Genomic DNA, 23,287 nt, shown 5'->3' with positions numbered 1-23,287 from the left:
CGGCCGGGCGGGCGACGTACCGCGGGTCGCCCGGACGTTCCGGCAGCCGCGCACCGAACGCCCCCGCCGGCGGACCGGCCTGCGACGGCACCAGCGGACGCTGCCGAGGCCGTCCCGCCGCACCGGCCGGGCCACCCACGCCCGGACCGCCGAGGCCGGAACCGCCCGTGCCCGGACCGTTCACGCCCGCTGCACCCTGACCATGCGTCACCCCGGTGTTCCCGGCCGGGCCCTGGCCCTGCTGGCCGTGCCCGCCCGGACCCGCCCCCGGACCGCCCAGCGCGCCCGCCGCCCGCTCGGCCGGGCCGCCTGCCGAGGGCATCGCCGAGTTGCCGGCCGCCGGACGCCGGGCCCGGAAGGTGGTCCGGTACGCGGCCGGGGAAACTCCGAGCTGGCGGCGGAAGTGACCGCGCAACGCCACCGGGGAGCGGAAGCCGCAGCGACGCGCGACGTCATCCACCGACAGGTCGGAGGTCTCCAGCAGCCGCTGCGCCTGCAGCACCCGCTGGGTGATCAGCCACTGCAGCGGGGCGCTGCCGGTGAGCGTGCGGAACCGGCGGTCGAACGTGCGCCGCGACATGTAGGCGCGGGCCGCCAGGACCTCGACGTCGAACTGCTGGTTGAGGTTCTCCAACGCCCAGGTGACCACCTCGGCCAGCGGGTCGTTGCCGATCTCTTCAGGTAAAGACTGATCGATGTACTGGGCCTGACCTCCGCCACCGCGCCGGTTGGGCACCACCAGCCTGCGGGCGAGCGCGTTGGCGGCCTCGGCACCGTGGTCGCTGCGGACCACGTGCAGACAGAGGTCGATGCCGGCCGCGGTACCGGCGGAGGTCAGCACGTCGCCGTCGTCCACGAACAGCTCGCGCGGATCGACGTGCACCCGCGGGTAGCGCTTGGCCAGCGTAGGCGCGTACATCCAGTGCGTGGTCGCCGGACGGCCGTCGAGCAGCCCCGCCGCGGCCAGGACGAAGGCGCCGGTGCAGAGGCCGATGATCCGGGCCCCCTCGTGGTGCGCCTTGCGCAGGGCGGCGATGGCCTCGACCGGCGGCGGCTGCGAGATCGAACGCCAGGCGGGCACCACGATGGTGCCGGCCCGGGACAGCGCCTCCAGCCCGTACGGTGCGGTGAGGGTCAGCCCGCCGGTGGTGGTCAGCGGCCCCTCCTCGCCAGCGCACACCAGCAGGCGGTAGCGGGGGACTCCGGCGTCCTGGCGGTCCACGCCGAACACCGACAGCGGGATCGAGCTCTCGAAGATCGGTGCCCCACTGAACAGCAGCACCGCGACCGTCTCGCGCCGCCGCCGCCCCGCAAGCTTCCGCGGCGCACCCAGCACACCCGGTCCGGTGGCGGCGAGCGCGTCGGATCCGCCCGAATTGCCGCCAGGGATCGAGGAGTTGGACGGTCCGGCGGCGAGACCGCCATGACCGGCGGTGGTGGACTGGGGCTGCTGGGTCGAGGTCGCACCGTACTGACTCTGAGTCAAGGTGGCGCTGCTGCTGTAGGGCTGATGTCCATTCGAGCCGATGCCGAGTGAACCGGGAGCCGCACCAACGAACTTGCCGAGTCTCGCTCCACCACCGGAAAGGCCCGACGGCTGGCGGCCGCCTTCAGGACCCGCGTCGCTCCTGCTCACCCTGCTCAAGGCGCTCCAGCCCCCTCGGTGGTGTGGTGGTCCCGGCTGCCGCTCTGCGAGCCAAGATCGAATCTACTTGGTGGACCGTTGCTGTTGTGACAAGTTCACCATCCGACGCTATGTCGACATGGCAATTTGGCGTGAAGCATTCGATCACGAAGCGTGGCACCCGTCGACCCCGCTGTGAAGGGGGCGCGGACAACCGTGGCTGGTTGTCGCACGACCTGTTCATGATTCACCCGCCGGCGGCGCACCCGCCGGCCACTGTGTGCTGCGGCTTTGCCCGAACGGCGGGTCGGGCCCGCAAGTTGGCCGAAAACATACGGTTCAAATCGGGGGCGCGAACCTACCTCCCATGCGCCACAGCGCACACCTGAGCCAAGATCCCCGCGCCCCGTCAGCCCCCCGGCGCAACCCGAATCGGCCACCTTCGACCGCCTCCCACCTCACACTCCGTCACTTCGTACCCCCCATTTCCCTCCCACCACTCCAGCCCCACAGGCCCTACCCGCCCCACGACCGCCATCGGTCGGCCAACCCCTCCGGCGACCCACCCCGTTGGGGCCCGTGCCGCACATTCGTCCGAATCCAACCCCCCTTGCGGAGGGGCCGCTCGCACCCTCCGGGGCGCGCTGCCGGGCCGCCGGGCGACCGGGTGCCGCGTGGGCCCAACTCGGGCGGTTTGGAGGCGTGTTGGGCGGCCCTGGGGCGTGGCGTCGGCCGTATGGGCCGTCGGTCTCCTGTGCGGCCGGTTCCGTGGCGACTGCGGCTGGTGGTAACTCGACCTCACCGGGCGGGAGTTCGGGCGCCTCTCCCGCCTCAGCCGGCGGCGGCCGAGGTATCGCTCCAGTGGCCCTGAACCGAGGGCCGGGCCTGCCCCTGGTCGGCGGACGGTCGGACGGGCGGCGCGGCGGGCTCGAGAGGCATCAGCGGCACTGTCCCGGTGAACGATGCGGGCTGGGCGAGGGGCGCCTTCGGCCCGTCCGGGGCGGGGGAGGGGGCCGGGGCCAACCTGGAGGCCGGGATGGCGAGGCGGGTGCGCGGCGGGCGCTTGCGGCCGGCTGCCCCGGTGGCGAAGTGCCGGGCGGCGAAGTGCCGGGCGGCGGTGGGGTGTTCGGCGGTGGGGTGTTCGGCGGTGCCGAGGATCACGCGCACCGCCTCCGGAAGGTCCGGCGCGCTGACGGTCGGGCGGTAGCCGCGTTCGGCCCAGGGGCGGCCGTGGTGCAGCCAGACACTGCGGAGCCCGGTGGCCTCCGCGCCCGCGATGTCGGACGGACCGTAGTCGCCGACCATCCAGGTCAGCGCAGTCCAGTCCCCCACCGGGTGGAACCCGCAGCGCCGCGCCGCGATTTCGAAGATCAGCGGATCCGGTTTGACGCAGCGGGCCTCCTCCGAGATGACCCAGCCGTCCACCAGGGCGGCGAGCCCGGTGAGCCGGATCTTCTCCAACTGCGGCAGCGTCCCGCCGTTGCTGACGATGCCCAGCGTCCACCCGGCCTCGCGGGCCGCACGTAGCGCGCTCGAATGCGAATCGGGGCAGCTGATATGGGAGTTGATGCCGTGGCGGTAGTGGCCGAGCATCGACTCGACCGACCGGTCGAGGCCGTAGCGACGCTTTGCCGCGCCCAGTACGGTGCTGCGCGGTACGTAACCGCTGCCGTCGAGCATGACCAACCAGTCGAGGTCACCGGCGGGCAGACCGTTCTCGGCGAGGAAGTCCTCCGCCCAGGCCCGGAACGCGGCATCCCTGGGCAGCAAGGTGTTGTCGAGGTCGAACAGGAGCAGCGGCATGTCTCGCATGGTGCCAGCGGGCGCCCCATATGCAGGTGGCAATTGCCAAAGGCGAATCGAATTCCCACGAATTGGCCGAATCGGGCTGGTACGCCCCCAACTCGGGCCGTGATCACTCGAATTCCCCTTCCGCGCCCCGCCAACTGCCTTGCCCGGCCCGGGTTGACCATTCACCCGCACCGTCCAGGGCAGGGACGATCTCTGGCGATGACAGTCGGATCACGTTGTGTGCCTGCCCAGTTGCGCGTACGGCGCTCGTCGGTCAAGCTCCATGGAACCCGCTGCAGAAGGGGCGCACACGCCGGCGTGTGATTCCCCCACAAGCGGGAACCTGGTCGTACCGAGGGCTTCGCCGCTGGGTGCGGCCCATTCCGCGCCGTACTCTGAAAGGCACAGGTCGCCAACGGTGGTAGTCGTTTCCGAACGGTCCGCCACCGCGGTCGTGCCTTCCCCCGGGCCAGGGCGGTCCGCCGCCGTGTCCCCCTGTGCAGGCCCATCCAGGTTGAAGAGTTTTGAGCCATGGCTGGTCGAGAGCCTTCCGGTTCTGCCCACGGCAGTTCGCGGGACGACAGGTCCACCGCCGAGCTCCTCGGCACCCCGCCGGGAGCCGACCCGGCACGCCGCCCAGACGTCGCCGGACACGGTGGCACCGACGGACGCGGGCGCGGTGACGCGGCCGGTCGCAGTGATGTGGGCGGACGCGGTGATGTGGCCGGTCGCGGTGATGTGGGCGGACGCGGTGACGCGGTTGGACGAGCCGCCGAGGACGTGCCCGAGCGTTCCGACGGGACGGGCGCCGCTGGCCCCTCCGGCCGTTCTAGCTCGACGAGTTGGGCAGTCCCGCGTGGGCGCAGGGGCGGGCGCGCGGGCGTGTTCGGACGCCCGGCCCGCCGGCGCCGTCCGGACCGACCGGGGCCCGACGGCCCGGGACACCCCACTCCTGCCACCCCCGGCCCGGCGGCTGATCCCGCCGCCGCCCCACGATCCGGCACTGCGGAGGACGCGATGACCGACAGTTCCCGTCCGACCGTCGGCCGCCGCGACGGTGAAGGGGAACCGCAGCTCCAGGAGCACGGCTCCCGCGCCTGCGACCCGCAGTTCCAGCACGGCGTGGTGGTCGGCTTCGACGGCTCGCTCTCCAGCGAACGTGCCTTGGCCTACGCCGTAGGCATGGCCCGCCGCTCCCAGTGCGGACTGGTGATCGTCCACGTCGCCAACCGCCTCCCCGCCACGGTCTGGGCCGGCTGCGAGCCGCCCGTCTTCGTGGACCTCCCCGACCAGCGCACCGAGATCCTCGGCCTCGAACTCGCCTGCGCCGACTTCCTCTCCGGCGTCCCGTGGATCCTGGTCGAACGGGGTGGGGACATCTGCCACGAGATCGAAGAGGTCGGCCGGGAGTACGCCGCGGACGCCATCGTGGTCGGCAGCACCCACGGGCTGCTCGGGAAGATCTTCGGCTCGGTCTCCGGCCGCCTCGCCCGCCGCGCGAACCGTCCGGTCATCGTCATCCCCTGACCGACCCGGCCGCGCCCCGTTTCCGCCTCGCCTTGTCCCGCGCCGCATCCTCCGGGCCGTCCGCCCACACCTGCTGTCGCGACTGTCGGATCATGGCCGGATGAGGGCGGGAGGAACCGGCCACCCGCGGCGCCGGACGGCTCGCAAGGGCTCGCAACGGCTCGCGGCACAGGGATTTCCGGCAGCTGGTTACGGCCGAATGAGTCGTTCCGGCGTCGCGGTGTGCGTCACGTCAGCCGCCGAACCGGGACGTGGTGAAGCATTCGTAGGTGACCAATCGTCATATCGGCTTACTAGCTCAGAAATGGCGGGCCGTGGCGACGGTGCCTGCTGGCCGCTCCCGGTCTCCCTTGGTCGGAGCCGTCCTACTGGTGCCGACCGTCCTTGGGGCCTGGACTTCGGAACCTGGCACCACCCGAGGCGGGGAGGTGCGCGACGTCCTGACGCTCAGCGTCAGCACCAACACCAGTACCGACCTCGGCGTGCGACTCCGCGCCGATGAGGTGGCCACCCGGACCTACCACCTCACCAACCATGCCGAGTACCAGCTCGCCGACCTCCTGCTGAACGATCCTCAACTGCCGGGCGGCCAAACCCAATGCGATGCCGGCCGAAGCATCCCGCCGGGCGGCAGCCTCGACTGCACCGCCTCGTTCACGGCCACGGGTGGGTTCCAAATCGTCCAGGTCACCGCCACTGCCGAGGCCGTCACCGAGCCCCCCGGCCGGCTGCCGCAGGCCCACGCCGATGCAACCGCCGGCTACCTGGGCATCACCGCCGGTCTTGCCCTCACCCGCGTGGGAGCGCCCACCGGCACCGGTGTCGCCCATCGGTCCGTGCGGGAGGTGGCGCCGTCCGTGAGTACCCGCCGCGCTGTGTCGAGAGCCCTGGCCGAGGTCGGCGGGACCGTTGAACTCCAGTACCGCCTGGAGGCGTTCGGCGATGTCCCGATCACCGACATCTCCGTGGTCGAGGGGCTGCCCGATGTTGGGCCAGTGAGCTGCTCGGGCCCCGACGGCGGCCACACCCTCACCCCCGGGCAGAGCGTCGACTGCCAGGCAGCCGGTACTGCCCTCCCGGGCCACCAGACCGGCACGGCGCACGCCCAGGGCCTGGCGGACGACGCGACCGTCGACCCGAACGGCAACCGCCAAGCACCGCGCCAGGTCTTCGCCGACGCCCCCGGATCCTACGACGGGCTCAGCCCCACCCCGACGACCACAGCGCCGACCGCGTCCACCCCGGCCGGCGGAGGCGCAGCCCCGGGCGGTGGCACGATCCCGGGTGCGGGTGCGGGTGCGGGTGCGGGTGCGGGTGCGGGTGCGGGTGCGGGTGCGGGTACTGGTGCGGGTACTGGTGCTGGCGTTGGCGGAGGCGTGGGTGCGGGCGCCGGAGCAGGAGCAGGGGCAGGGGCAGGAGCCGGCGCGGGTTCGGTCGGGGCTCCCGGCGCCGCCATTCCTGGCGCCGGAGGCGTCGGCGCAGCTGCTGGAGCGGTGGCGGCCCCGGCAGGGCTGCTTCCTGTGCCCGTCCCGGCCGGAGGGGCTGCTGCGGCCGTGCCCGGGCAGCAGGCCGCCGCTGCCCCGGGGCAGCCTGCAGCAGCAGTAGCAGCCGCCGCAGGCCAGCTGCTGGCGCCGTTCCTGCCGGGAGCAGCACCGGTGCTGCTCCCCGGGGGGACAGCCTTCGCGCTGCCGGCCTCGCCCTTTGCGGCGCCGGGTACGGTCGGCGCTTCAACTGGGCCTGGCGGAATCCCGGTTGGGGTCGGCGCGACGAACCCCGGCGAGAGCCTGGTGAGTGGTGGGGTGGCAGCACTCGGCCCGACCTCGGCTGCGACTGCAGGGCGGAGCGAGGGAGTACCCGCAGGGCAGAACCAGGGCACGCTCGCGGGTGCGAGCCCCGGATCGAGGGCGTCGGGCAGCGGGCAATCGCCGGGCGGGCAGGTACAGGCCGCCGGGGACGAGGACCGGACGCCCCGGGAGGGTGAGGACAACCCCTGGGGCATCACCCAGGTGATGATGCTGCTGTTGGTGATTTTCCTTCCTGTGCTGTGCGTGCTGGCGGCAGCGTTCTCCGTTCGGGGCCGGTGGCGGCGGTGATCGCCTGCGGAGAGATGATCCGACCGGCCGGGGGCGGGTCGGTAGCCGACCGGTCGATGCGCGGGGTTGTCGATGGCGCAACTGTTGTCGAGTCAAGGAGCGGTGCTCAGCAGGCGGGCGCGTTCGCCGTCCGGCCGTTGGCGACCGTCCACGGCAGGCGGCCCGGTGCGGTGCGGGGTGCCCTGGGCAGTGGGAACGGGCGGTGGCGATGCTGATCGTCGCGATCGCCGTCGTGTCGGGCGCGGCGCTCGCGCTGGTGATCGGTCTGCTGCTGGGGCAGACCAAGCGGGCGCGGGAGGGGTCCACGACACCGCAGGCGCTGTCCTTTGCCGGGGCGGCGATCCTCGGCTTCTTCGCGCTGTTCCTCGGCTTCAGCATCGCCGGCACTTGGCAGCAGCTGAACTCGGCCCGCCAGCACACCTACGAGGAGTCACGGGCTCTCGCGGAGGCCTACTGGAACGCCGGTGGGCTGCCGGCCGCCGACCGGTCGCTGGTGCGGGACCGGCTACGGAACTACACCAGGGTAGTGATCGACGACGAGTGGAAGGCGATGCAGCACGACGTCGGTAGCCAGGCCGCCTGGCAGGCGGTCGACGAGGTGCGGGCCGCAGTCGATCACGCGACGGTGCAGACCGCAGCGGCGACGAGCGCGCGGACCGATGTGCTGCGTAGCCTGTCCGACGTCAACTCCATGCGGAACGCGCGACTGGGTGATATTCGTGCGTCCGTGCCGGTGGTGGCGATCGGTGGCCTACTGGTGGGCGCGGTGTTCGTCCTGGCCACGCCGTCGGTGATCGGCCTGATGGCCAACACACGCAATCTGATGCTGATGTGCTTCGTGGGAGCCTCCGTGGCGTTCGGAGTGAGCATGGTGGCGGTGATGAGCGGGCCGTTCTCCGGCGCGGTGCGGATCCAGCCGACCGCGTTCCAACTGGCGTTGGAGCGCTACGACCAGATCGACACCGACACCAGGACGTCGGCTCTGCCGCTGTTTCAACCTTGACCGGCGGACCGACCTGCCGGTGGATCCGGGATACGACAGGTCCGGACGCTCCCGCAGGTACTGAGCCGTCAGCAGGGTTGTGTCAGTGTGAGGTTCAGGAGTTCACGCCGAGCTCGCGCGCGATCAGCATGCGCTGGACCTCGGAAGTGCCCTCGCCGATCTCGAGGATCTTGCAGTCGCGCCAGAACCGGGCGACCGGGTACTCGTTCATGAAGCCGTAGCCGCCGTGGATCTGGGTCGCCTCGCGAGCGTTGTCGACCGCAGCCTCGGAGGCGAACAGCTTGGCAATGGCTGCCTCCTTCTTGAAGGGCTCGGAGTGCAGCAGCCGGGAGGCGGCGTCCCGCCAGGCCAGGCGGGAGGTGTGTGCGCGCATCTCCATGTCGGCGAGCTTGAACTGGATGACCTGGTTGGCGCCGATCGGCCGGCCGAAGGCGCGGCGGGTGCCGGCGTAGGACAGTGACTGGTCGACGCATCCCTGGGCCAGGCCGGTGGCCAGGGCCGCGATGGCGATGCGGCCCTCGTCGAGGATGCGAAGGAACTGGGCGTAGCCGCGGCCCTGGCGACCGAGAAGGTTGGCCGCAGGAACTCGGCAGTCGGTGAAGGACAGTTCGCGGGTGTCGGAGGCGTTCCACCCGACCTTCGAGTACTTCTTCGACACCTGGAACCCGGGGGTTCCAGTGGGAACGATAATGGAGGAGATTTCCCTCGTGGGCGAGCTATTTACGCCCTCGTCACTCGAATGTGCGATCGGTTCGGTCAGTGCGGTGACGGTCACCAGCCCGGTAATATCGGTTCCGGAATTGGTGATGAAGCACTTGCTGCCGTTGATCACCCACTCGTCGGTGGCCGCGTCGTAGCGCGCGGTGGTGCGCGTCCCACCCGCGTCGGTGCCACCCTCGGGCTCGGTCAGGCCGAACGCGCCGAGCATCTGGCCGGACGTCAACTTCGGCAGCCACTCGCGCTTCTGCTCCTCGGTGCCGAAGAGGTAGATCGGCATGGCGCCGAGCGAGACCGCCGCCTCCAGGGTGATTGCCACCGAGGAATCGACCCGGGCCAATTCCTCCAGGGCCAGGCAGAGCGCGAAGTAGTCGCCGCCCATGCCGCCGTACTCCTCGGGGAAGGGCAGTCCGAACAGGCCCATCCGTCCCATTTCCCGAATAATTTCGTACGGGAATTCATTCTGCTCGTAGTATTCGCCGATCTTCGGCGCAACCACGTCGTTGGCGAACTCCGCGACAGTGCGGCGGAGTTCCTCGTAGTCACTGCTCAGCCGGTGGTCGAGCACGGGTGATCCTCCCGGGATCGAGGCCTGGTGGGCCGGGTGGGGGTTGTTGAGTCGGACCTCAGGCCGTGGGCCCGAGCAGGGCGCGGACGGTCCGCGAGGGACTGGGGCGACCGAGGTGGCGCGCCATCCAGCCGCTGGTGTCGGCGAGCGCCGCCAGGTCGACGCCGGTCTCGATGCCCAGGCCGTGCAGCATCCAGACCAGGTCCTCGGTCGCCAGATTGCCGGTCGCGCTCTTGGCGTACGGGCAGCCGCCGAGGCCGCCGGCGGAGGCGTCCACCACCGTCACCCCAGAGCGGAGCGCGGCCAGCGTGTTGGCCAGCGCCTGCCCGTAGGTGTCGTGGAAGTGCACCGCGACCTGGTCGATCGGTACGCCGGAACGAGTGAATTCGTCGATCAGTGCCTTGACTTGACCGGGGGTCGCGACGCCGATGGTGTCGCCGAGGCTCAGCTCGGTGCAACCCATCTCCAGCAGCGTCAGGCCGTGCCGGACCACCTGGGGGATCGGGACGGGCCCCTCCCACGGGTCGCCGAAGCACATCGACAGGTAGCCGCGCACCGGGACGCCCGCGGCCGTGGCGCGTTCGACCACGGGCCGGAACATGGCCATCGCCTCGTCCGCCGAGCGGTTGAGGTTGCGCCGGGCGAATGTCTCGGTGGCGCTGGCGAACACGGCGACCTCGCCGGCGTGGTGGGCCAGCGCCCGATCCAGCCCGCGCTCGTTGGGCACCAGGACCGGCAGACGCAGGCCCGGGTACCGAGCGGGGAGTTCGGCCAGCCGCGGCATCAGCTCCTCGGCATCGGCCAGCTGCGGTACCCACTTGGGGTGGACGAAGCTGGTGGCCTCGACGGTGCGCAGCCCGGCGGCGGCGAGCCGGGCGATGAATTCGGCCTTGACCTCCACCGGGACGAGACCGCCCTCGTTCTGCAGCCCGTCGCGTGCGCCGACCTCGTGGATTCGTACTCGGGCGGGCAGCTCGGGGTCGCGCACAGGATTCGGCAGGCCGAGTTCCAGCACGGTCGGCTCAGGGGCGGCCCGGTCGGGAGTGGTGGTCATCCTGCAGCCTCCGTCAGCTTCGCGGTGGGGTCGGCTTCCGCCCCGGCGGTGGTGTGGGCTCCCGCTCCGGCGCTGAGTTCGGCCTCCGTCTTGATGGTGGTGGTGGCTTCCTCGTCGTCGGGGGCAACCGCCACCAGGGGCTCGTCCATCGCGACGGTCGCGCCGGCGGTGACCCGGAGATCCTCGACGGTGCCGTCGTGCGGCGCGGAGATGACGTGCTCCATCTTCATGGCCTCAAGGACCAGTAGCGCCTGCCCGCGGCTGACGCGTTCGCCGGCCTCGACCTTCACCACGGTGACGGTGCCGGGCATCGGAGCGGTGAGGGTGCCGTGGTGGGCGGAGCCGGCGGCGGCGCGCTCGGCGATTGCATCGAACGGGTGAACGGGCCAAGCGTCTCCGTCGACGCCGAGCCAGTGCGTGATGCCCCCGGCGGTGCGCTCCTCGGCGACCGTGAAAGTGGCCTGCAGGCAGTCAACCGCAAGGCGGAGCAGGTTTCCGTCCCGAGTCGCGCGGGCCTTCCGGGCCGGGCCCTCGTCGAGCCGGACCTCCCACTCGGGGGCGGTTGCGGCGGAAAAACCGATAGCGCTCTCGAATTCACTGCTGGTAGTCATTCGGCAACGCACGGCAACCGGGTCGTGGCCGGCAAGCCGGAGCCGGTGCGTGGTCCATGCGGCCTCGCCGCCAAGTCGCCATCCCGAAGGGAGGGAGAAGGGATCGGTCCAGCCGTCGGAGGCGCCGGCGTGGCCGAGTTCGAGCTGTCGCACCAGTGCGGCGGCGAAGTAGAGCAGGTCGATCGTTTCGGGTCGGGTGTACGGAGAGCTCAGCTGGGAGGGGTCCTGCTGGGCGCTGCGTTCCACCAGGCCGGTGTCGAGCCGACCTGCCGTCACCTCGGGCTGAGCCAGCAGCCGGCGCAGGTAGCCGGTGTTGGTGGTGACGCCCAGGATGCGGGTCTCGGCAAGCGCGGCCCGCAGTCGACGGATCGCAGTGGGACGGTCGGGCCCATACGCGATCACCTTGGCGAGCATCGGGTCGTACAAGCTGCCGATCCGGTCGCCGGGTGCGATTCCGGAGTCCACCCGGATGCCCTCACCCGAGGGTTCGTCCAGTAGCAGTACCTCGCCGCCGGTTGGCAGGAAGTCCCGTTCCGGGTCCTCGGCGCAGATGCGGGCCTCGATCGCGTGGCCCAGGAAGGAGATGTCGGACTGTGTGAAGGACAGGTCTTCGCCCGCGGCGACGCGCAGCTGCCACTCGACCAGGTCGAGCCGCTGCGGGCCATCGGGGCCGTTGACGGAGACGGCCAGTTCCGTGACGGGGTGTTCCACCTGGAGGCGGGTGTTCATCTCCATGAAGAAGAAGTCGAGAACGTCGTCCGCGCCGGGTCCCGCGGGGTTCCCGCCGGGAACGATGAACTCGACCGTGCCGGCGCCGGTGTAACCACAGGCTTCGGCGGCACGTACCGCGGCCGCGCCCATCGCGGCCCGGGTCGGGGCGTTCAACAGGACGGAAGGAGCCTCTTCGATGAGTTTCTGATGGCGGCGCTGGAGACTGCATTCGCGCTCGCCGAGGTGGACGGTTCGGCCGTGGGTGTCGGCCAGGACCTGCACCTCGATGTGGCGCGGCTGGTCCACCCAGCGCTCCAGCAACAGGGTGTCGTCGCCGAACGCGGTGCGGGCCACCCGGCGGGCGGCGGCGAGCTCGGCGGGCAGCTCGGCCGGGTCGCGGACCAGGCGCATGCCCTTGCCGCCACCGCCGGCCGAGGGCTTGAGCAGCACCGGGTAGCCGATCCGGGTCGCCGCCTCGATCAGCTGCTCGTCGCTGGGCGCGCCGTCCTCACTGCCGGGGACGACGGGCACTCCGGCGGCCCGAACGGCCTCCTTGGCGTTGATCTTGTCGCCCATCAGCTCCACCGCAGCCGGCGGCGGGCCGATGAAGACCAGCCCGGCCTGCGTGCAGGCCTCGGCGAACGCGGGGTTCTCGGCGAGGAACCCGTAGCCGGGGTGGACGGCCTGCGCGCCGGTTCGGCGGGCGGCGTCGAGGATCAGGTCGGTGCGCAGGTACGTCTCGGCGGCCGAGCTGTCGCTCCGGTCGGCGGGCCCGAGTCGAACGGCCAGATCGGCGGCCCGGACGTGCGGGGCGTCCGCGTCCGCGTCGCTGTGCACGGCGACCGAGCGCACGCCCAGCCGCCGCAGGGTGCGGATCACCCGCAGCGCGATCTCGCCGCGGTTGGCGACGAGCACGGTGTCGAACATGGAGGTGTGCCTCCGTTGCGAGAAGAACGGGTGAGCGAATTGACGATGCATCAGGAGCGGTGACCGGTTCGTGGCTCGGCCCTCCAGTGGGGCGTCACATTCGGAAGACCCCGTACGGGCGGGGTTCGGCGAGCGGGGCGTTGGCGCAGGCGGTGAGCGCCAGGCCGAGCACGGTACGGGTCTGCATGGGGTCGATCACGCCGTCGTCCCACAGTCGCGCGGTGGCGTAGTAGGCGTTGCCCTGCCGCTCGTACTGCTCGCGGACCGGGCGCTTGAACTCGTCCTCGGCCTCGGCCGGCCAGTCCTCTCCCCGGGCTTCGAACTGGTCGCGTCGGACCGTGGCCAGCACGGAGGCCGCCTGCTCCCCGCCCATCACGGAGATCTTCGCGTTCGGCCACATCCACAGGAAGCGAGGCGAGTAGGCCCGTCCGCACATCGAGTAGTTGCCCGCGCCGTACGAACCGCCGATCACCACGGTCAGCTTCGGCACCCGGGTGCAGGCCACCGCGGTGACCATCTTGGCGCCGTGCTTGGCGATGCCGCCGGCCTCGTACTGGCGACCCACCATGAAGCCGGTGATGTTCTGCAGGAAGAGGAGGGGGATGCCCCGCTGGTCGCACAATTCGATGAAGTGCGCGCCCTTGAGCGCGGACTCGGCGAACAGCACGCCGTTGTTGGCGACGATGCCGACCGGATGTCCGTGGATGCGGGCGAACCCGGTCACCAGGGTGGTGCCGTACTCGGCCTTGAACTCGGCGAAGCGGCTGCCGTCGACCAGCCGGGCGATCACCTCGCGCACGTCATAAGGGGTGCGCGGGTCCACCGGCACGGCGCCGTACAGGCCGGCCGGATCGACCGCGGGCGGCTCGACCGGGGCGAGCGGCCAGGGCTTTGCCGTGCGCGGGCCGAGCCCGGCCACGATGGTGCGGACGATGGAGAGCGCGTGCGCATCGTCCTCCGCCAGGTGGTCCGTCACGCCGGAGGTCCGTGAGTGCAGGTCGCCGCCGCCGAGCTCTTCGGCGGTCACCACCTCTCCGGTGGCGGCCTTCACCAGCGGCGGGCCGCCGAGGAAGATGGTGCCCTGGTTGCGGACGATCACGGCCTGGTCGCTCATCGCCGGAACGTAGGCCCCGCCCGCGGTGCACGAGCCGAGCACCGCCGCGATCTGCGGGATCCCGGCGGCGGACAGGCGCGCCTGGTTGTAGAAGATCCGGCCGAAGTGGTCGCGGTCGGGGAACACCTCGTCCTGCATCGGCAGGAAGGCGCCGCCCGAGTCCACCAGGTAGATGCAGGGCAGCCTGTTCTCCAAGGCCACCTCCTGCGCGCGCAGGTGCTTCTTCACCGTCATCGGGTAGTAGGTGCCGCCCTTGACGGTGGCGTCGTTCGCCACCACCAGGACTTCGCGCCCGGCGACCCGTCCGATGCCGGCCACCACGCCGGCGGCGGGGGCGGCCCCGTCGTACAGGCCGTCGGCCGCCAGCGGGGCCAGCTCCAGGAAGGGCGAACCGGGGTCGAGCAGGGTGTCCACCCGGTCCCGGGGCAGGAGCTTGCCGCGGGCCGTGTGCTTGGCGCGCGCCTTCTCGCCGCCGCCGAGCGCCGCCGCGGCGAGCTTGTCGCGCAGCTCGGCGACCAGCTCCCGGTGGGCCTGCGCGTTGGCGAGTCCGGCAGGTGATGCCGGATCGACCGCGCTCTCCAGTCGGGGCGCCGGTGCGGCGGCCGCGCCGAACAGCGGTACCAGCGGTGTGGATGCGGCAGCGCTTCGCGGCGAAGCCGGAGACCACGATGAGGTCGGTGCCGAAGAGGGGACCATCCCAAGAGCTCCCTTGCCCTCGGATTCGGATCCGGGCAGGCCGAAGGGCGAGCCGGCCAGCCCGTGTTAATGAGCGTTAACTCTGCCGCCAGGTTAACCACCGATAACCCGACTGTCTACGATGGGCAGCATGCCCAACCGCCCCGCCGCCCCCGTGCTCCCACGCCGTGACCAGATCCGGAAGGAGGCCGCCAGGCTGTTCGCCGCCCGCGGCTTCCTCGGCGTCGGTGTGGACGAGATCGGCAAGGCGGTCGGCATCAGCGGACCGGGCCTGTACCGGCACTTCGCGGGCAAGGACGCGATGCTCGCCGATCTCCTGGTCGGCATCAGCGAGCGCCTGCTGGACGAGGGCCGCCGCCGGGTCGGCGCGGCCGCCGGGCCGCAGGCCGCGCTGGACTCCCTGATCGACGGTCACATCGACTTCGCGCTGGACGACCGCGACCTGATCATCCTGCACGACCGTGAACTGCTCCACCTCAAGGAAGAGGACCGCCGCCGGGTCCGCCGACTGCAGCGCGGCTACGTCGAGCTGTGGGTCACGGTGGTGCGCGAGGCCTTCGCCGCGTTGGCCGTCGCCGAGGCGGAGCCGACCGCCCGCGCGGCCGTCCACGCGGTCTTCGGTCTGCTGAACTCCACCCCGCACAGCGCTGCGCCGCAGGCCGCCCCGGCGGACCTCACCGCCGAGCGGACCGGCCTGTCCCGGGAGGCGATGGCGGCACTGCTGCGCGCGCTGGCCCAGGGGGCGTTCGTAGCAGCCTCCGCAGCGGTCGTGGAACCGCGTTCAGTCGTCTGACCTGTGGGTTTACGGGCAGGTCGAGGCCCGGGCTGAAGCTGGCTGCACCCCCGCCTAGGACGATCGGACGATCCAGAAGTAGCCGATCGTTGGAGGCGCACCACCGCGTGCTGCGGGCAGTCTGTAGACGGGAAGGAAGCGCGGCCCCGGGTCGTTCAGCCTCCTATGCGCCCTTCGAATCCGATGGACGCCCAATCGGCCGAATGGTTAGCATCACTAAATATGCCCGAGACTCATGGTTTCCCAGAGCAAGGCTGGCTCCGCCGGCTCGGTGGCTACTGCTGGCGCTACCGCCGCAACTTGTTGCTGTCCTTCGGGGCGTCACTCGTCGGCATGGCGATCACCGCGATCGTCCCGCTCATCACCAAGCTGATCATCGATGACGTGATCACCACGCACCGCCGCCCGCTCATGCCCTGGGCGGTGCTGCTGCTGGTCGCGGCCGCCGCGGTGTTCCTGTGCACGCAGGTCCGGCGCTACTACGGCGGGCAGCTCGCGCTTGACGTCCAGCACGACATGCGCGTTGACCTGTTCCGGTCGCTGACCAGGCTCGACGGGCACCGCCAGGACCGGCTGGACACCGGCCAGGTGGTCGGCCGCGCCACCTCCGACCTGCAACTGGTCACCGGGCTGCTCTCGATGATTCCGATGATGACGGGCTACGCCCTGATGTTCGGCATGTCGGTGGTGGTCATGCTCTGGCTGTCGCTGCCGCTCACCCTGATCGCGCTGGTGATGACCCCGGCCCTGTGGTGGCTTTCCACGCTCAGCCGCAAGCGTCTTTTCCCTGCCACCTGGGCCGCCCAGCAGCAGGCCGCCGAGGTCGCCGGTGTGGTGGATGCCGCGGTCGGCGGCGTTCGGGTCGTCAAGGGCTTCGGCCAGGAGGCCCAGGAGCGCGGCAAGCTGGAGCGGGTTTCGCGGGAGCTGTTCGCCGCCAGGCTGCGCTCGATCCGGTTGAACGCCCGCTACACCCCGGCCATGCAGGCGGTCCCCGCACTCGGGCAGGTCGCGGTGCTCGCCGTCGGTGGCTGGCTGGCCGTCCGGGGCGATGTCACCCTCGGCACCTTCGTCGCCTTCTCCACCTACCTGGCACAGATGACCGCCCCGGTCCGGATGCTCGCCATGGTGATCACCGTCGCCCAGCAGACCCGTGCCGGTGTCGAACGAGTCGTGCAGCTGATCGACCAGCGCCCGCTGGTCGCCGAGACGCCGGACGCGCGGCCCCTCGCCCCGGACGCGGCCCCGGTCGGCACCCCGGCGCTGGAGCTCGACCGGGTCGGCTTCCACTACCGGGCCGAGGAGCACCCCGAGCCGGGCAGTGTCCCCGACGGCGTCCCGGTGCTGGACGGCCTCAGCCTGAAGATCGCGCCGGGGGAGACCTTGGCCCTGGTCGGCGCATCCGGCTCCGGCAAGTCGACCGTCGCCCAGCTGGTGCCCCGGTTCTACGACCCCACTTCCGGCACTGTCCGACTGTTCGGGCAGGATCTGCGGGAAGCCACCCTCGACTCGGTGCGCGCCGCCATCGGCATCGTGCCCGAGGAGAGCTTCCTGTTCTCCGAGACGGTCCGCACCAACATCGCCTACGGCCACCCCGAGGCCACCGAAGAGCAGATCCTCTCCGCTGCCCGGATCGCCCAGGCCGACGGGTTCATCCAGGGGCTCCCCGACGGCTACGACACCAAGGTCGGCGAGCAGGGCCTCACACTCTCCGGCGGCCAGCGCCAGCGCATCGCCCTGGCCCGTGCCGTCCTCACCGACCCGCGCATCCTGCTGCTCGACGACGCCACCTCCGCGGTCGACCCGCAGATCGAGGCGGAGATCCACGACGCGCTGGACAGCGTGATGGCCGGCCGCACCACCCTGCTGATCGCGCACCGCCGTTCGACCCTGCAACTCGCCGACCGCATCGCCGTGCTGGAAGCCGGCCGGCTGATCGACATCGGCACCCACGAGGAACTCACCGCCCGCTGTCCGCGTTACCGGTCGCTGATCACTGACCCGGACGCCCTGGCCGCGCCCGCCGCCGAGTCCGTACAGGACACGGAACCCGCACGGAACGCGGACACCTCCGCGGTCGCCGAGAAGCCCGCCGCCGACGCCGGAATGCTCGCCAAGGTCGCCGCCCTGCCACCCGCGACCGACACCCCCGATGTCCCGGTCGAGCAGGCCGAGACCGCCGACCCCAGGTTCAACCTGGCCCGGCTGCTCGCCCCGTTCCGCCGCCCCCTGCTGCTCGCGCTGCTGCTGGTCGCGCTGGACACCGCCGCCGGCCTGACTCTGCCGGTGCTGATCCGGCACGGCATCGACGACGGCGTGAGCAAGGCTGCCATCGGCGGCGTCGCGGTCGCCGCCCTGTTGGCCCTCGCCGTCGTCCTGCTCGACTGGTTGGTGCAGGCCACCGAGAGCACGGTCTCCGGGCGCACCGGCGAGCGTGTCCTCTACACCCTGCGGCTGAAGATCTTCGCCCACCTCAACCGGCTCGGTCTCGACTATTACGAGCGCGAGCTGACCGGCCGGATCATGACCCGCATGACGACGGACGTGGACTCCATATCCTCGTTCCTGCAGACCGGTGTGGTCACCGCCGTGGTCAGCGTGTTCACCTTCTTCGGCATCTTCGTGGCCCTCGTCGTGATCGACCCCGGCCTCGCCCTGGTGGTCCTCACGGTGTTGCCGCTGCTGATCATCGCCACCCTGGTGTTCCGCAAGAAGTCCGCCCAGCAGTACCAGGTCTCCCGCGATCTGATCAGCACCGTCAACGCCGACCTGCAGGAGAACGTCGCCGGCATGCGGATCGTCCAGGCGTTCCGCCGCCAGGGCGCCAATACCGACCGGTTCGTCGAACGCGGCCTCGCCTACCGGCACGCCCGGGCCAAGGCCCAGCTGTACATCTCGTTGTACTTCCCGTTCGTCCAGTTCCTGTCGAGCGTCGCTTCCGCCCTGGTCCTGATCGCGGGCGCCACCCGGGTCGACCACGGCACTCTGACCATCGGCGCCCTGGTCGCGTACCTGCTGTACATCGACCTGTTCTTCGCCCCGGTCAACCAGCTCTCGCAGATCTTCGACGGCTACCAGCAGGCCGCCGTCGGCCTCGGCCGGATCCGCGAACTGCTGCGTACGCCCACCAGCACGCCCCAGGCCGAACAGCCTGTTGCGGTCGGGGCGCTGCGCGGCGAGATCGACTTCGAAAACGTCAGCTTCGCCTACAACGGTGGAGGCGAGGGCAACCCCGAGGTGCTCGCCGGAATCGACCTGCACATACCCGCCGGTCAGACCGTCGCGCTGGTCGGCGAGACCGGCGCGGGCAAGTCCACCCTGGTCAAACTGGTCGCCCGGTTCTACGACGCCACCGGCGGCACCGTCCGGGTCGACGGTACCGACCTGACCGCCTACGACCTGGAGGGCTACCGGCACCGGCTCGGTGTCGTCCCGCAGGAGGCCTACCTGTTCGCCGGGACGGTCCGCGATGCCATCGCCTACGGACGCCCCGGAGCGAGCGACGCCGAAGTCGAAGACGCGGCCAAGGCGGTCGGAGCACATGACATGATCACCCGGCTGACCGGCGGCTACCAGCACACCGTCGCCCCCCGAGGCCGAAACCTTTCAGCAGGCCAGCGCCAGCTCATCGCCCTCGCCCGGGCCGAGCTGGTCAACCCCGACATCCTGCTCCTCGACGAGGCCACCGCCGCTCTCGACCTCGCCACCGAAGCCGCCGTCAACAACGCCGCCGACCGGCTCAGCGGCGGACGCACCACCCTGGTCATCGCCCACCGGCTCACCACCGCCGAACGCGCCGACCGGATCGTCGTCCTCGACCACGGACGAATAGTGGAGGACGGTACCCACACCGAACTGCTCGACCGCGACGGCACCTACGCCAAGCTGTGGAAGGCCTTCATCGCCGAGGGGCACCCCGCCCCGGTACTCGGCTGATCACTTCGGAATCGGCCCCCGGGCCCGGCACACCGCCGGGCCCGGGGGCCGCCCGGAATCGGGGCCGGTCCCCTCAGAACCGCGCAGCCTGCACGGCACCCAACAGCGCCTGGAACAGCGCCGCGGCATCCACCCCGGACGGCAGCTCGCTGACCTGACCGTCCCCGACCTCCACCACCCGCCATCCGCCTTCGGCGCCGCCCGCCCCGCCAGCACCGCTACTGCTCACGGCCCGTCGCGCCAGGTCGGTGGTGACAAAGCGGCACCCCAACTCCCGCACCAGCGGGCGGACGGCGGACAGGTCGGGCTCGACCCGGCTTGCCGGGCAGTCGGGGTGCGGCCCGACCAGCACGGGTTCGCCGTCCAGCCACCAGACCCGCGCCTCCTCCGACCGGCCGTCCGTCGTGCGCGCGAAGGACTCGAAGCGGCGAAGCACCAGCCCGCCCGCGAGGAACTCGCCCTGCAACTCGGCGAACCGTGCCGCCACGCGTGCCAGCGCGTCGACATCGGCCAACTCGGGCACGTAACAGGCCTCGTGCCATTCGTGCTTGCGGGACTTGACGTAGTCCTTCACGATCGCGGGGCCGCGCCCGCCGAGAGCGGAAGCGGCCGCAGCCAGGGTGGGACGGTCCCAGGAGGTGCCGGGCAGCCAGGCGCTGGCGGGGGTCACGGGCTCGAAAGTCCGGTACCAGCCGGGCAGTTCATGGGCGGTGGCGTACTCGTTCGGTCCGGTCAGCAGCGCGCAGCCACGGTCGGCGAGAGCCTCGGCCAGCTCGGCGTACCGGGCGACGGGAATCATCCAGCCCCGGTACCAGAGCGGTCCCGACCTGACGGGGACGCGCCGGACGGCGGCCTCGGCATCCCCGGCCAGCAGGGCGTCGTGGTCGAGCAGCGCCGTGCTGCCGCCGGCGGCCCGGACCAGCCCGGCCTCCCAGGCGAAGTGCGGGTCCGTCCGACGCGGCAGGAGCGGGTCCGAGGGAAGGATGACGATGGGGTCGACCATGGGGCTCAGATTAGGTCCACCGATCGGTGGAGGCGCTCTCCTTGGCCTGGCGTTGACCAGGCATTCTGCTCCACACGCCCGCACCGCGCCCGTCGCTGTGGCCGAAAATTCGATCGACAGTCCGGCGGTTGCGCTGCCAGGCTTTCCGTGTGCGATGGATCACAGGACGTCACAGGCCCAAGGGCGAACGGATGCCCCGTCGAGCGGCGCGAACGGTGGTGGTTTCACCGGAGGGCGAGGTGTTCCTGTTCCGATCGGACAACTCCGAGATCGGGGTGCACTGGAACGCTCCGGGCGGTGGCCTGGAGGCAGGCGAAACGCCCGCCGAGGGAGCGCTCCGCGAGCTGCACGAGGAAACCGGCTGGACCGACCTCCGGCCCGGTGAACTCCTCTGCACCTGGGAGCACGACTTCACCTGGCACGGCACGCCCGTCCGCCAGCACGAGCACATATTCCTGACTCACGGCCCGCGACGTGAGCCCGGAGATGTAGCGGCAGTCCACCGTGTCGACGGCATCCTCGGGTGGCGTTGGTGGACGCCAACCGAGCTGGCAGCACCGGACACCGATCCACTCTGGCCACCGAACCTGCCGGCCCTGCTCGCCGCACTCCGCGCCGCGGTACCCGGTCCGATCGTTCCGGTTCACCTCGGTTACGTGCCCAACAACACCACAACCCGCAGCAGCTGACGGAGGGGCCTGCGGCCGCACCCAACCCCAGCCGCACCGAACCCCGCCAGCCCGTAGAGAGGAGCCGCCCCCGACCACCCGCACCCGCACGCTGATGCCGATCGAGCCCGATCAGCGGACCTGGCGCCGACCCCTCCGGCGTCCGCGAGCCGCCGGGACCTCGGCCTGCCAGTCGCGCAGCCCCAGTTCACGGTCGTGCACCGCCTCCGGGTTGATCACCACCGACAGCAGGGCGGAACGCAGCTCCTCCGGAGTCATCCCGGTCGAGCGCTGCAACTGCTCGGTGGAAACCGACACCGCGATGGCAGACCGCCACTCGGGCAGTACCACCTGGCAGGTCCCGGCGCCGAACCGCAGCAACTTGGCGGACACCCGGCGCTCCACGACCCGGGCCACGCCGGGGGCGGCACTGTCGAGCAGCCCGGGTGACCCACCGATCAGCACACCCATCGGCACACCCACCGGGGCCACCGGCGCGGTCTCCACCGAGATGGCGACCGGCCCGTCCACCGCCGCGCCACCGAGCGGTGCCGACGCAGGCGGAACGGCCCGTACCTGGCTCAGCCGCCGCGAAGGCGTCGGCCGCCGTGGTGGCCGCACCCGCCCCGCCACCAGGCCCCCGCCCCAGACCCCCGACGACCAACCGAGCGACCCAGGAGAGCCCGTAGCCCCACCCGTCACCAGGCCCTCGGCATCTGCCGCCCCGAGACCACTGCTTTCGCGGGCCGGCCCGGGCACCATCGGCAGCCCTACGTGGATCCCGTCGCGGCTGTCCGGCGCTCTGTGACCGTCCGCGTCGGCGTCCGAGTACCCGCCCGGGTCCGACCCGGACGGTGCCGAGCCATGGCCCGAGCCGTGTTCCGAACCGGGGCCCGCCGAATTCGCGCTTGCCGCGGCGCGGTTGGTGTCCGCGTTCGGCCGGTTCGGCGCGTTCTGGTCGAGCGAGGTCATGGCTGCAACCCTCCGGATTCTCGGCTCGCCCGATCCTGCACCACCAGTGCGTGCCGGGCCAAGGGACGTGTCTGGACAGCCTGGCGGTTCCGTCCCGTCCTGCCGGAAATCTGTCTCGCCGACCGGGCCGCCGCGTTAGGGTGGGCGCATGTCTCTCACGTCATGCCTGCGTTGGTGGCCGTCCTAGGACGGCCGATCCCCAAGCATGACTCCAGGGCCGTCCGTACGGGCGGCCCCGGCGCGATCATCTCCGACGGACTTGGGCCCACCCCGGCGGGCGGTCACCATCGCGACCGAGGAGAACTCCCGCCATGACCGCCACCACGGCCACCGCACCCCGCACCGCCAACCCGCTGATCGCCCCCAGCGCCGAAGGCCACCACCGCATCCTGACCGGCGACCGCCCGACCGGACCGCTGCACCTCGGCCACTACTTCGGCACACTCCGGAGCCGGGTCCAACTCCAGTCCCAAGGACTCGAGTTGATGATCGTGATCGCCGACTACCAGGTGATCACCGACCGCGACCGGGCCGACCGGATCGCCGAGCACGCGGAGAACCTGGTCCTCGACTACCTGGCCGCCGGAGTCGACCCCGACCACACCACGATCTTCACCCACAGCGCCGTCCCCGCCCTCAACCAGCTGATGCTGCCCTTCCTCAGCCTGATCAGCGTCGCCGAACTCTCCCGCAACCCCACCGTCAAGGACGAGATCGCCCACTCCCGGCAGTCCGCGGTCAGCGGGCTGATGTTCACCTACCCCGTCCACCAGGCCGCCGACCTGCTGTTCTGCAAGGCGGACCTGGTTCCGGTAGGCCAGGACCAACTGCCGCACCTGGAAACCACCCGCACCATCGCCCGCCGCTTCAACGACCGCTACACCCCGCTGTTCGCCGAACCGCAGGCCCTGCTGTCCGAGGCCCCGCTGCTCCTTGGTACCGACGCCGGCAAGATGAGCAAGAGCCGGGGCAACGCCGTCGCCCTCGGCGCCGACGAGGACGAGACCGCCCGACTGCTGCGCGGCGCCGTCACCGACAACGACCGGCACATCAGCTACGACCCCGAAACCCGCCCCGGCGTCTCCAACCTGGTGCTGCTGATCGCCCTCTGCCAGGACCGCGACCCGCACGCCGTCGCCGAGGAGATCGGTTCCGGTGGAGCCGCCCGGCTCAAGCGCACCGCCACCGAGGCCGTCAACGAATACCTCCGCCCCCTGCGCACCCGTCGCGCCGAGCTGGCGGCCGACCGTGCCCAGCTGCGCGAAGTCCTGCACACCGGCAACGCCCGCGCCAACGCCATCGCCGACCGCACCCTCACCGAAGTCCGCACCGCGATGGGCACCTTCTGACCTGCCCCGCGGCCGGGGGGGGGGGGGGGCCCCCCCCCCCCCCCCCCCCCCCCCCCCCCCCCCGGGGGGGGGGGGGGGGGGGGGGGGGGGGGGGGGGGGGGGGGGGGGGGCCCCCCCGGGGGGGGGGGGCCGC

14 protein-coding genes and 1 pseudogene are annotated in these 23,287 nt (G+C 71.5%); 7 read left to right on the top strand and 8 right to left on the bottom strand.

What is annotated here, in order from left to right:
• Window positions 1-261: 261 nt before the first annotated feature.
• Together ACIHEI_RS21815 and ACIHEI_RS21810 are read right to left on the bottom strand one after the other, a co-directional pair.
• A pseudogene (locus ACIHEI_RS21815) lies at window positions 262-1,336 on the bottom strand (helix-turn-helix domain-containing protein); the annotation flags it as partial.
• Window positions 1,337-2,455: 1,119 nt separating this feature from the next.
• Window positions 2,456-3,427: an HAD family hydrolase gene (locus tag ACIHEI_RS21810; RefSeq protein WP_396607762.1), complete on the bottom strand. Its 972-nt coding sequence runs from the start codon at window positions 3,425-3,427 to the stop codon at window positions 2,456-2,458.
• A 1,005-nt stretch (window positions 3,428-4,432) separates the two neighbouring features.
• On the opposite strand from ACIHEI_RS21810, the gene ACIHEI_RS21805 reads away from it, so the two are divergent.
• The 3 genes from ACIHEI_RS21805 (at window position 4,433) to ACIHEI_RS21795 (ending at window position 8,038) form a co-directional block, all read left to right on the top strand.
• Window positions 4,433-4,942 carry a universal stress protein gene (locus ACIHEI_RS21805; RefSeq protein ID WP_380483760.1) on the top strand — a complete coding sequence of 170 codons (510 nt, stop codon included), beginning with the start codon at window positions 4,433-4,435 and terminating at the stop codon, window positions 4,940-4,942.
• Window positions 4,943-6,211: 1,269 nt separating this feature from the next.
• On the top strand, window positions 6,212-6,547 hold the full coding sequence (locus ACIHEI_RS21800) for a hypothetical protein (RefSeq protein ID WP_396607761.1): 336 nt from the start codon (window positions 6,212-6,214) through the stop codon (window positions 6,545-6,547).
• 690 nt (window positions 6,548-7,237) lie between these two features.
• The gene (locus tag ACIHEI_RS21795; RefSeq protein WP_396607760.1) at window positions 7,238-8,038 is read left to right on the top strand and encodes a hypothetical protein; all 801 of its coding nucleotides are present in this window, start codon (window positions 7,238-7,240) and stop codon (window positions 8,036-8,038) included.
• Between the two features lie 94 nt (window positions 8,039-8,132).
• Here the strand turns inward: ACIHEI_RS21795 and ACIHEI_RS21790 are convergent, their stop codons facing one another.
• The 4 genes from ACIHEI_RS21790 to ACIHEI_RS21775 all read right to left on the bottom strand — a co-directional run bounded on the left by ACIHEI_RS21790 (window position 8,133) and on the right by ACIHEI_RS21775 (window position 14,436).
• Complete coding sequence (locus ACIHEI_RS21790; protein WP_387647247.1) at window positions 8,133-9,323, bottom strand: acyl-CoA dehydrogenase family protein; 1,191 nt, start codon at window positions 9,321-9,323, stop codon at window positions 8,133-8,135.
• Between the two features lie 58 nt (window positions 9,324-9,381).
• Window positions 9,382-10,377 carry a hydroxymethylglutaryl-CoA lyase gene (locus ACIHEI_RS21785; RefSeq protein WP_396607759.1) on the bottom strand — a complete coding sequence of 332 codons (996 nt, stop codon included), beginning with the start codon at window positions 10,375-10,377 and terminating at the stop codon, window positions 9,382-9,384.
• On the bottom strand, window positions 10,374-12,626 hold the full coding sequence (locus tag ACIHEI_RS21780) for an acetyl/propionyl/methylcrotonyl-CoA carboxylase subunit alpha (protein WP_396607758.1): 2,253 nt from the start codon (window positions 12,624-12,626) through the stop codon (window positions 10,374-10,376). The genes ACIHEI_RS21785 and ACIHEI_RS21780 overlap by 4 nt, the downstream gene beginning before the upstream one ends.
• Window positions 12,627-12,720: 94 nt before the next feature.
• Window positions 12,721-14,436 carry a carboxyl transferase domain-containing protein gene (locus tag ACIHEI_RS21775; protein WP_392946846.1) on the bottom strand — a complete coding sequence of 572 codons (1,716 nt, stop codon included), beginning with the start codon at window positions 14,434-14,436 and terminating at the stop codon, window positions 12,721-12,723.
• Window positions 14,437-14,566: 130 nt separating this feature from the next.
• Between ACIHEI_RS21775 and ACIHEI_RS21770 the strand changes: the two genes are divergently transcribed.
• Both ACIHEI_RS21770 and ACIHEI_RS21765 read left to right on the top strand, forming a co-directional pair.
• On the top strand, window positions 14,567-15,229 hold the full coding sequence (locus tag ACIHEI_RS21770; RefSeq protein WP_387647237.1) for a TetR/AcrR family transcriptional regulator: 663 nt from the start codon (window positions 14,567-14,569) through the stop codon (window positions 15,227-15,229).
• Window positions 15,230-15,451: 222 nt separating this feature from the next.
• Window positions 15,452-19,162, top strand: a complete 3,711-nt coding sequence (locus ACIHEI_RS21765) for an ABC transporter ATP-binding protein (RefSeq protein WP_396607757.1) — start codon at window positions 15,452-15,454, stop codon at window positions 19,160-19,162.
• Between the two features lie 73 nt (window positions 19,163-19,235).
• On the opposite strand, the gene ACIHEI_RS21760 is transcribed toward ACIHEI_RS21765, so the two are convergent.
• Entirely contained in the window at window positions 19,236-20,165 is a 930-nt protein-coding gene (locus tag ACIHEI_RS21760; RefSeq protein WP_396607756.1) for an ATP-grasp domain-containing protein, read from the bottom strand.
• Between the two features lie 128 nt (window positions 20,166-20,293).
• Between ACIHEI_RS21760 and ACIHEI_RS21755 the strand changes: the two genes are divergently transcribed.
• A complete protein-coding gene (locus ACIHEI_RS21755) occupies window positions 20,294-20,854 on the top strand; it encodes an NUDIX hydrolase (RefSeq protein WP_396607755.1) in 561 nt (186 codons plus the stop codon).
• 111 nt (window positions 20,855-20,965) lie between these two features.
• Here ACIHEI_RS21755 and ACIHEI_RS21750 read toward each other — a convergent pair whose 3' ends face one another.
• Window positions 20,966-21,364, bottom strand: coding sequence for a hypothetical protein (locus tag ACIHEI_RS21750; protein ID WP_396607754.1), 399 nt, complete (start codon window positions 21,362-21,364; stop codon window positions 20,966-20,968).
• Between the two features lie 752 nt (window positions 21,365-22,116).
• Between ACIHEI_RS21750 and trpS the strand changes: the two genes are divergently transcribed.
• Window positions 22,117-23,154: a tryptophan--tRNA ligase gene (trpS, locus tag ACIHEI_RS21745; RefSeq protein WP_396607753.1), complete on the top strand. Its 1,038-nt coding sequence runs from the start codon at window positions 22,117-22,119 to the stop codon at window positions 23,152-23,154.
• Window positions 23,155-23,287: the final 133 nt, after the last annotated feature.

Source organism: Kitasatospora sp. NPDC051984, assembly GCF_044593455.1.
GTDB lineage: Bacteria > Actinomycetota > Actinomycetes > Streptomycetales > Streptomycetaceae > Kitasatospora.
The sequence above is the reverse complement of the archived record's forward strand: the minus strand, read 5'-3'. Positions and strand labels throughout refer to the sequence as shown.

Bases quoted from the DNA above. Each gene is read 5' to 3' on its own strand.
- ACIHEI_RS21810 (WP_396607762.1), bottom strand. From the start codon at position 3,427: ATGCCGCTGCTCCTGTTCGACCTCGACAACACCTTGCTGCCCAGGGAT.
- ACIHEI_RS21805 (WP_380483760.1), top strand. From the start codon at position 4,433: ATGACCGACAGTTCCCGTCCGACCGTCGGCCGCCGCGACGGTGAAGGG.
- ACIHEI_RS21785 (WP_396607759.1), bottom strand. From the start codon at position 10,377: ATGACCACCACTCCCGACCGGGCCGCCCCTGAGCCGACCGTGCTGGAA.
- ACIHEI_RS21780 (WP_396607758.1), bottom strand. From the start codon at position 12,626: ATGTTCGACACCGTGCTCGTCGCCAACCGCGGCGAGATCGCGCTGCGG.
- ACIHEI_RS21775 (WP_392946846.1), bottom strand. From the start codon at position 14,436: ATGGTCCCCTCTTCGGCACCGACCTCATCGTGGTCTCCGGCTTCGCCG.
- ACIHEI_RS21770 (WP_387647237.1), top strand. From the start codon at position 14,567: ATGCCCAACCGCCCCGCCGCCCCCGTGCTCCCACGCCGTGACCAGATC.
- ACIHEI_RS21765 (WP_396607757.1), top strand. From the start codon at position 15,452: ATGCCCGAGACTCATGGTTTCCCAGAGCAAGGCTGGCTCCGCCGGCTC.
- ACIHEI_RS21760 (WP_396607756.1), bottom strand. From the start codon at position 20,165: ATGGTCGACCCCATCGTCATCCTTCCCTCGGACCCGCTCCTGCCGCGT.
- trpS (WP_396607753.1), top strand. From the start codon at position 22,117: ATGACCGCCACCACGGCCACCGCACCCCGCACCGCCAACCCGCTGATC.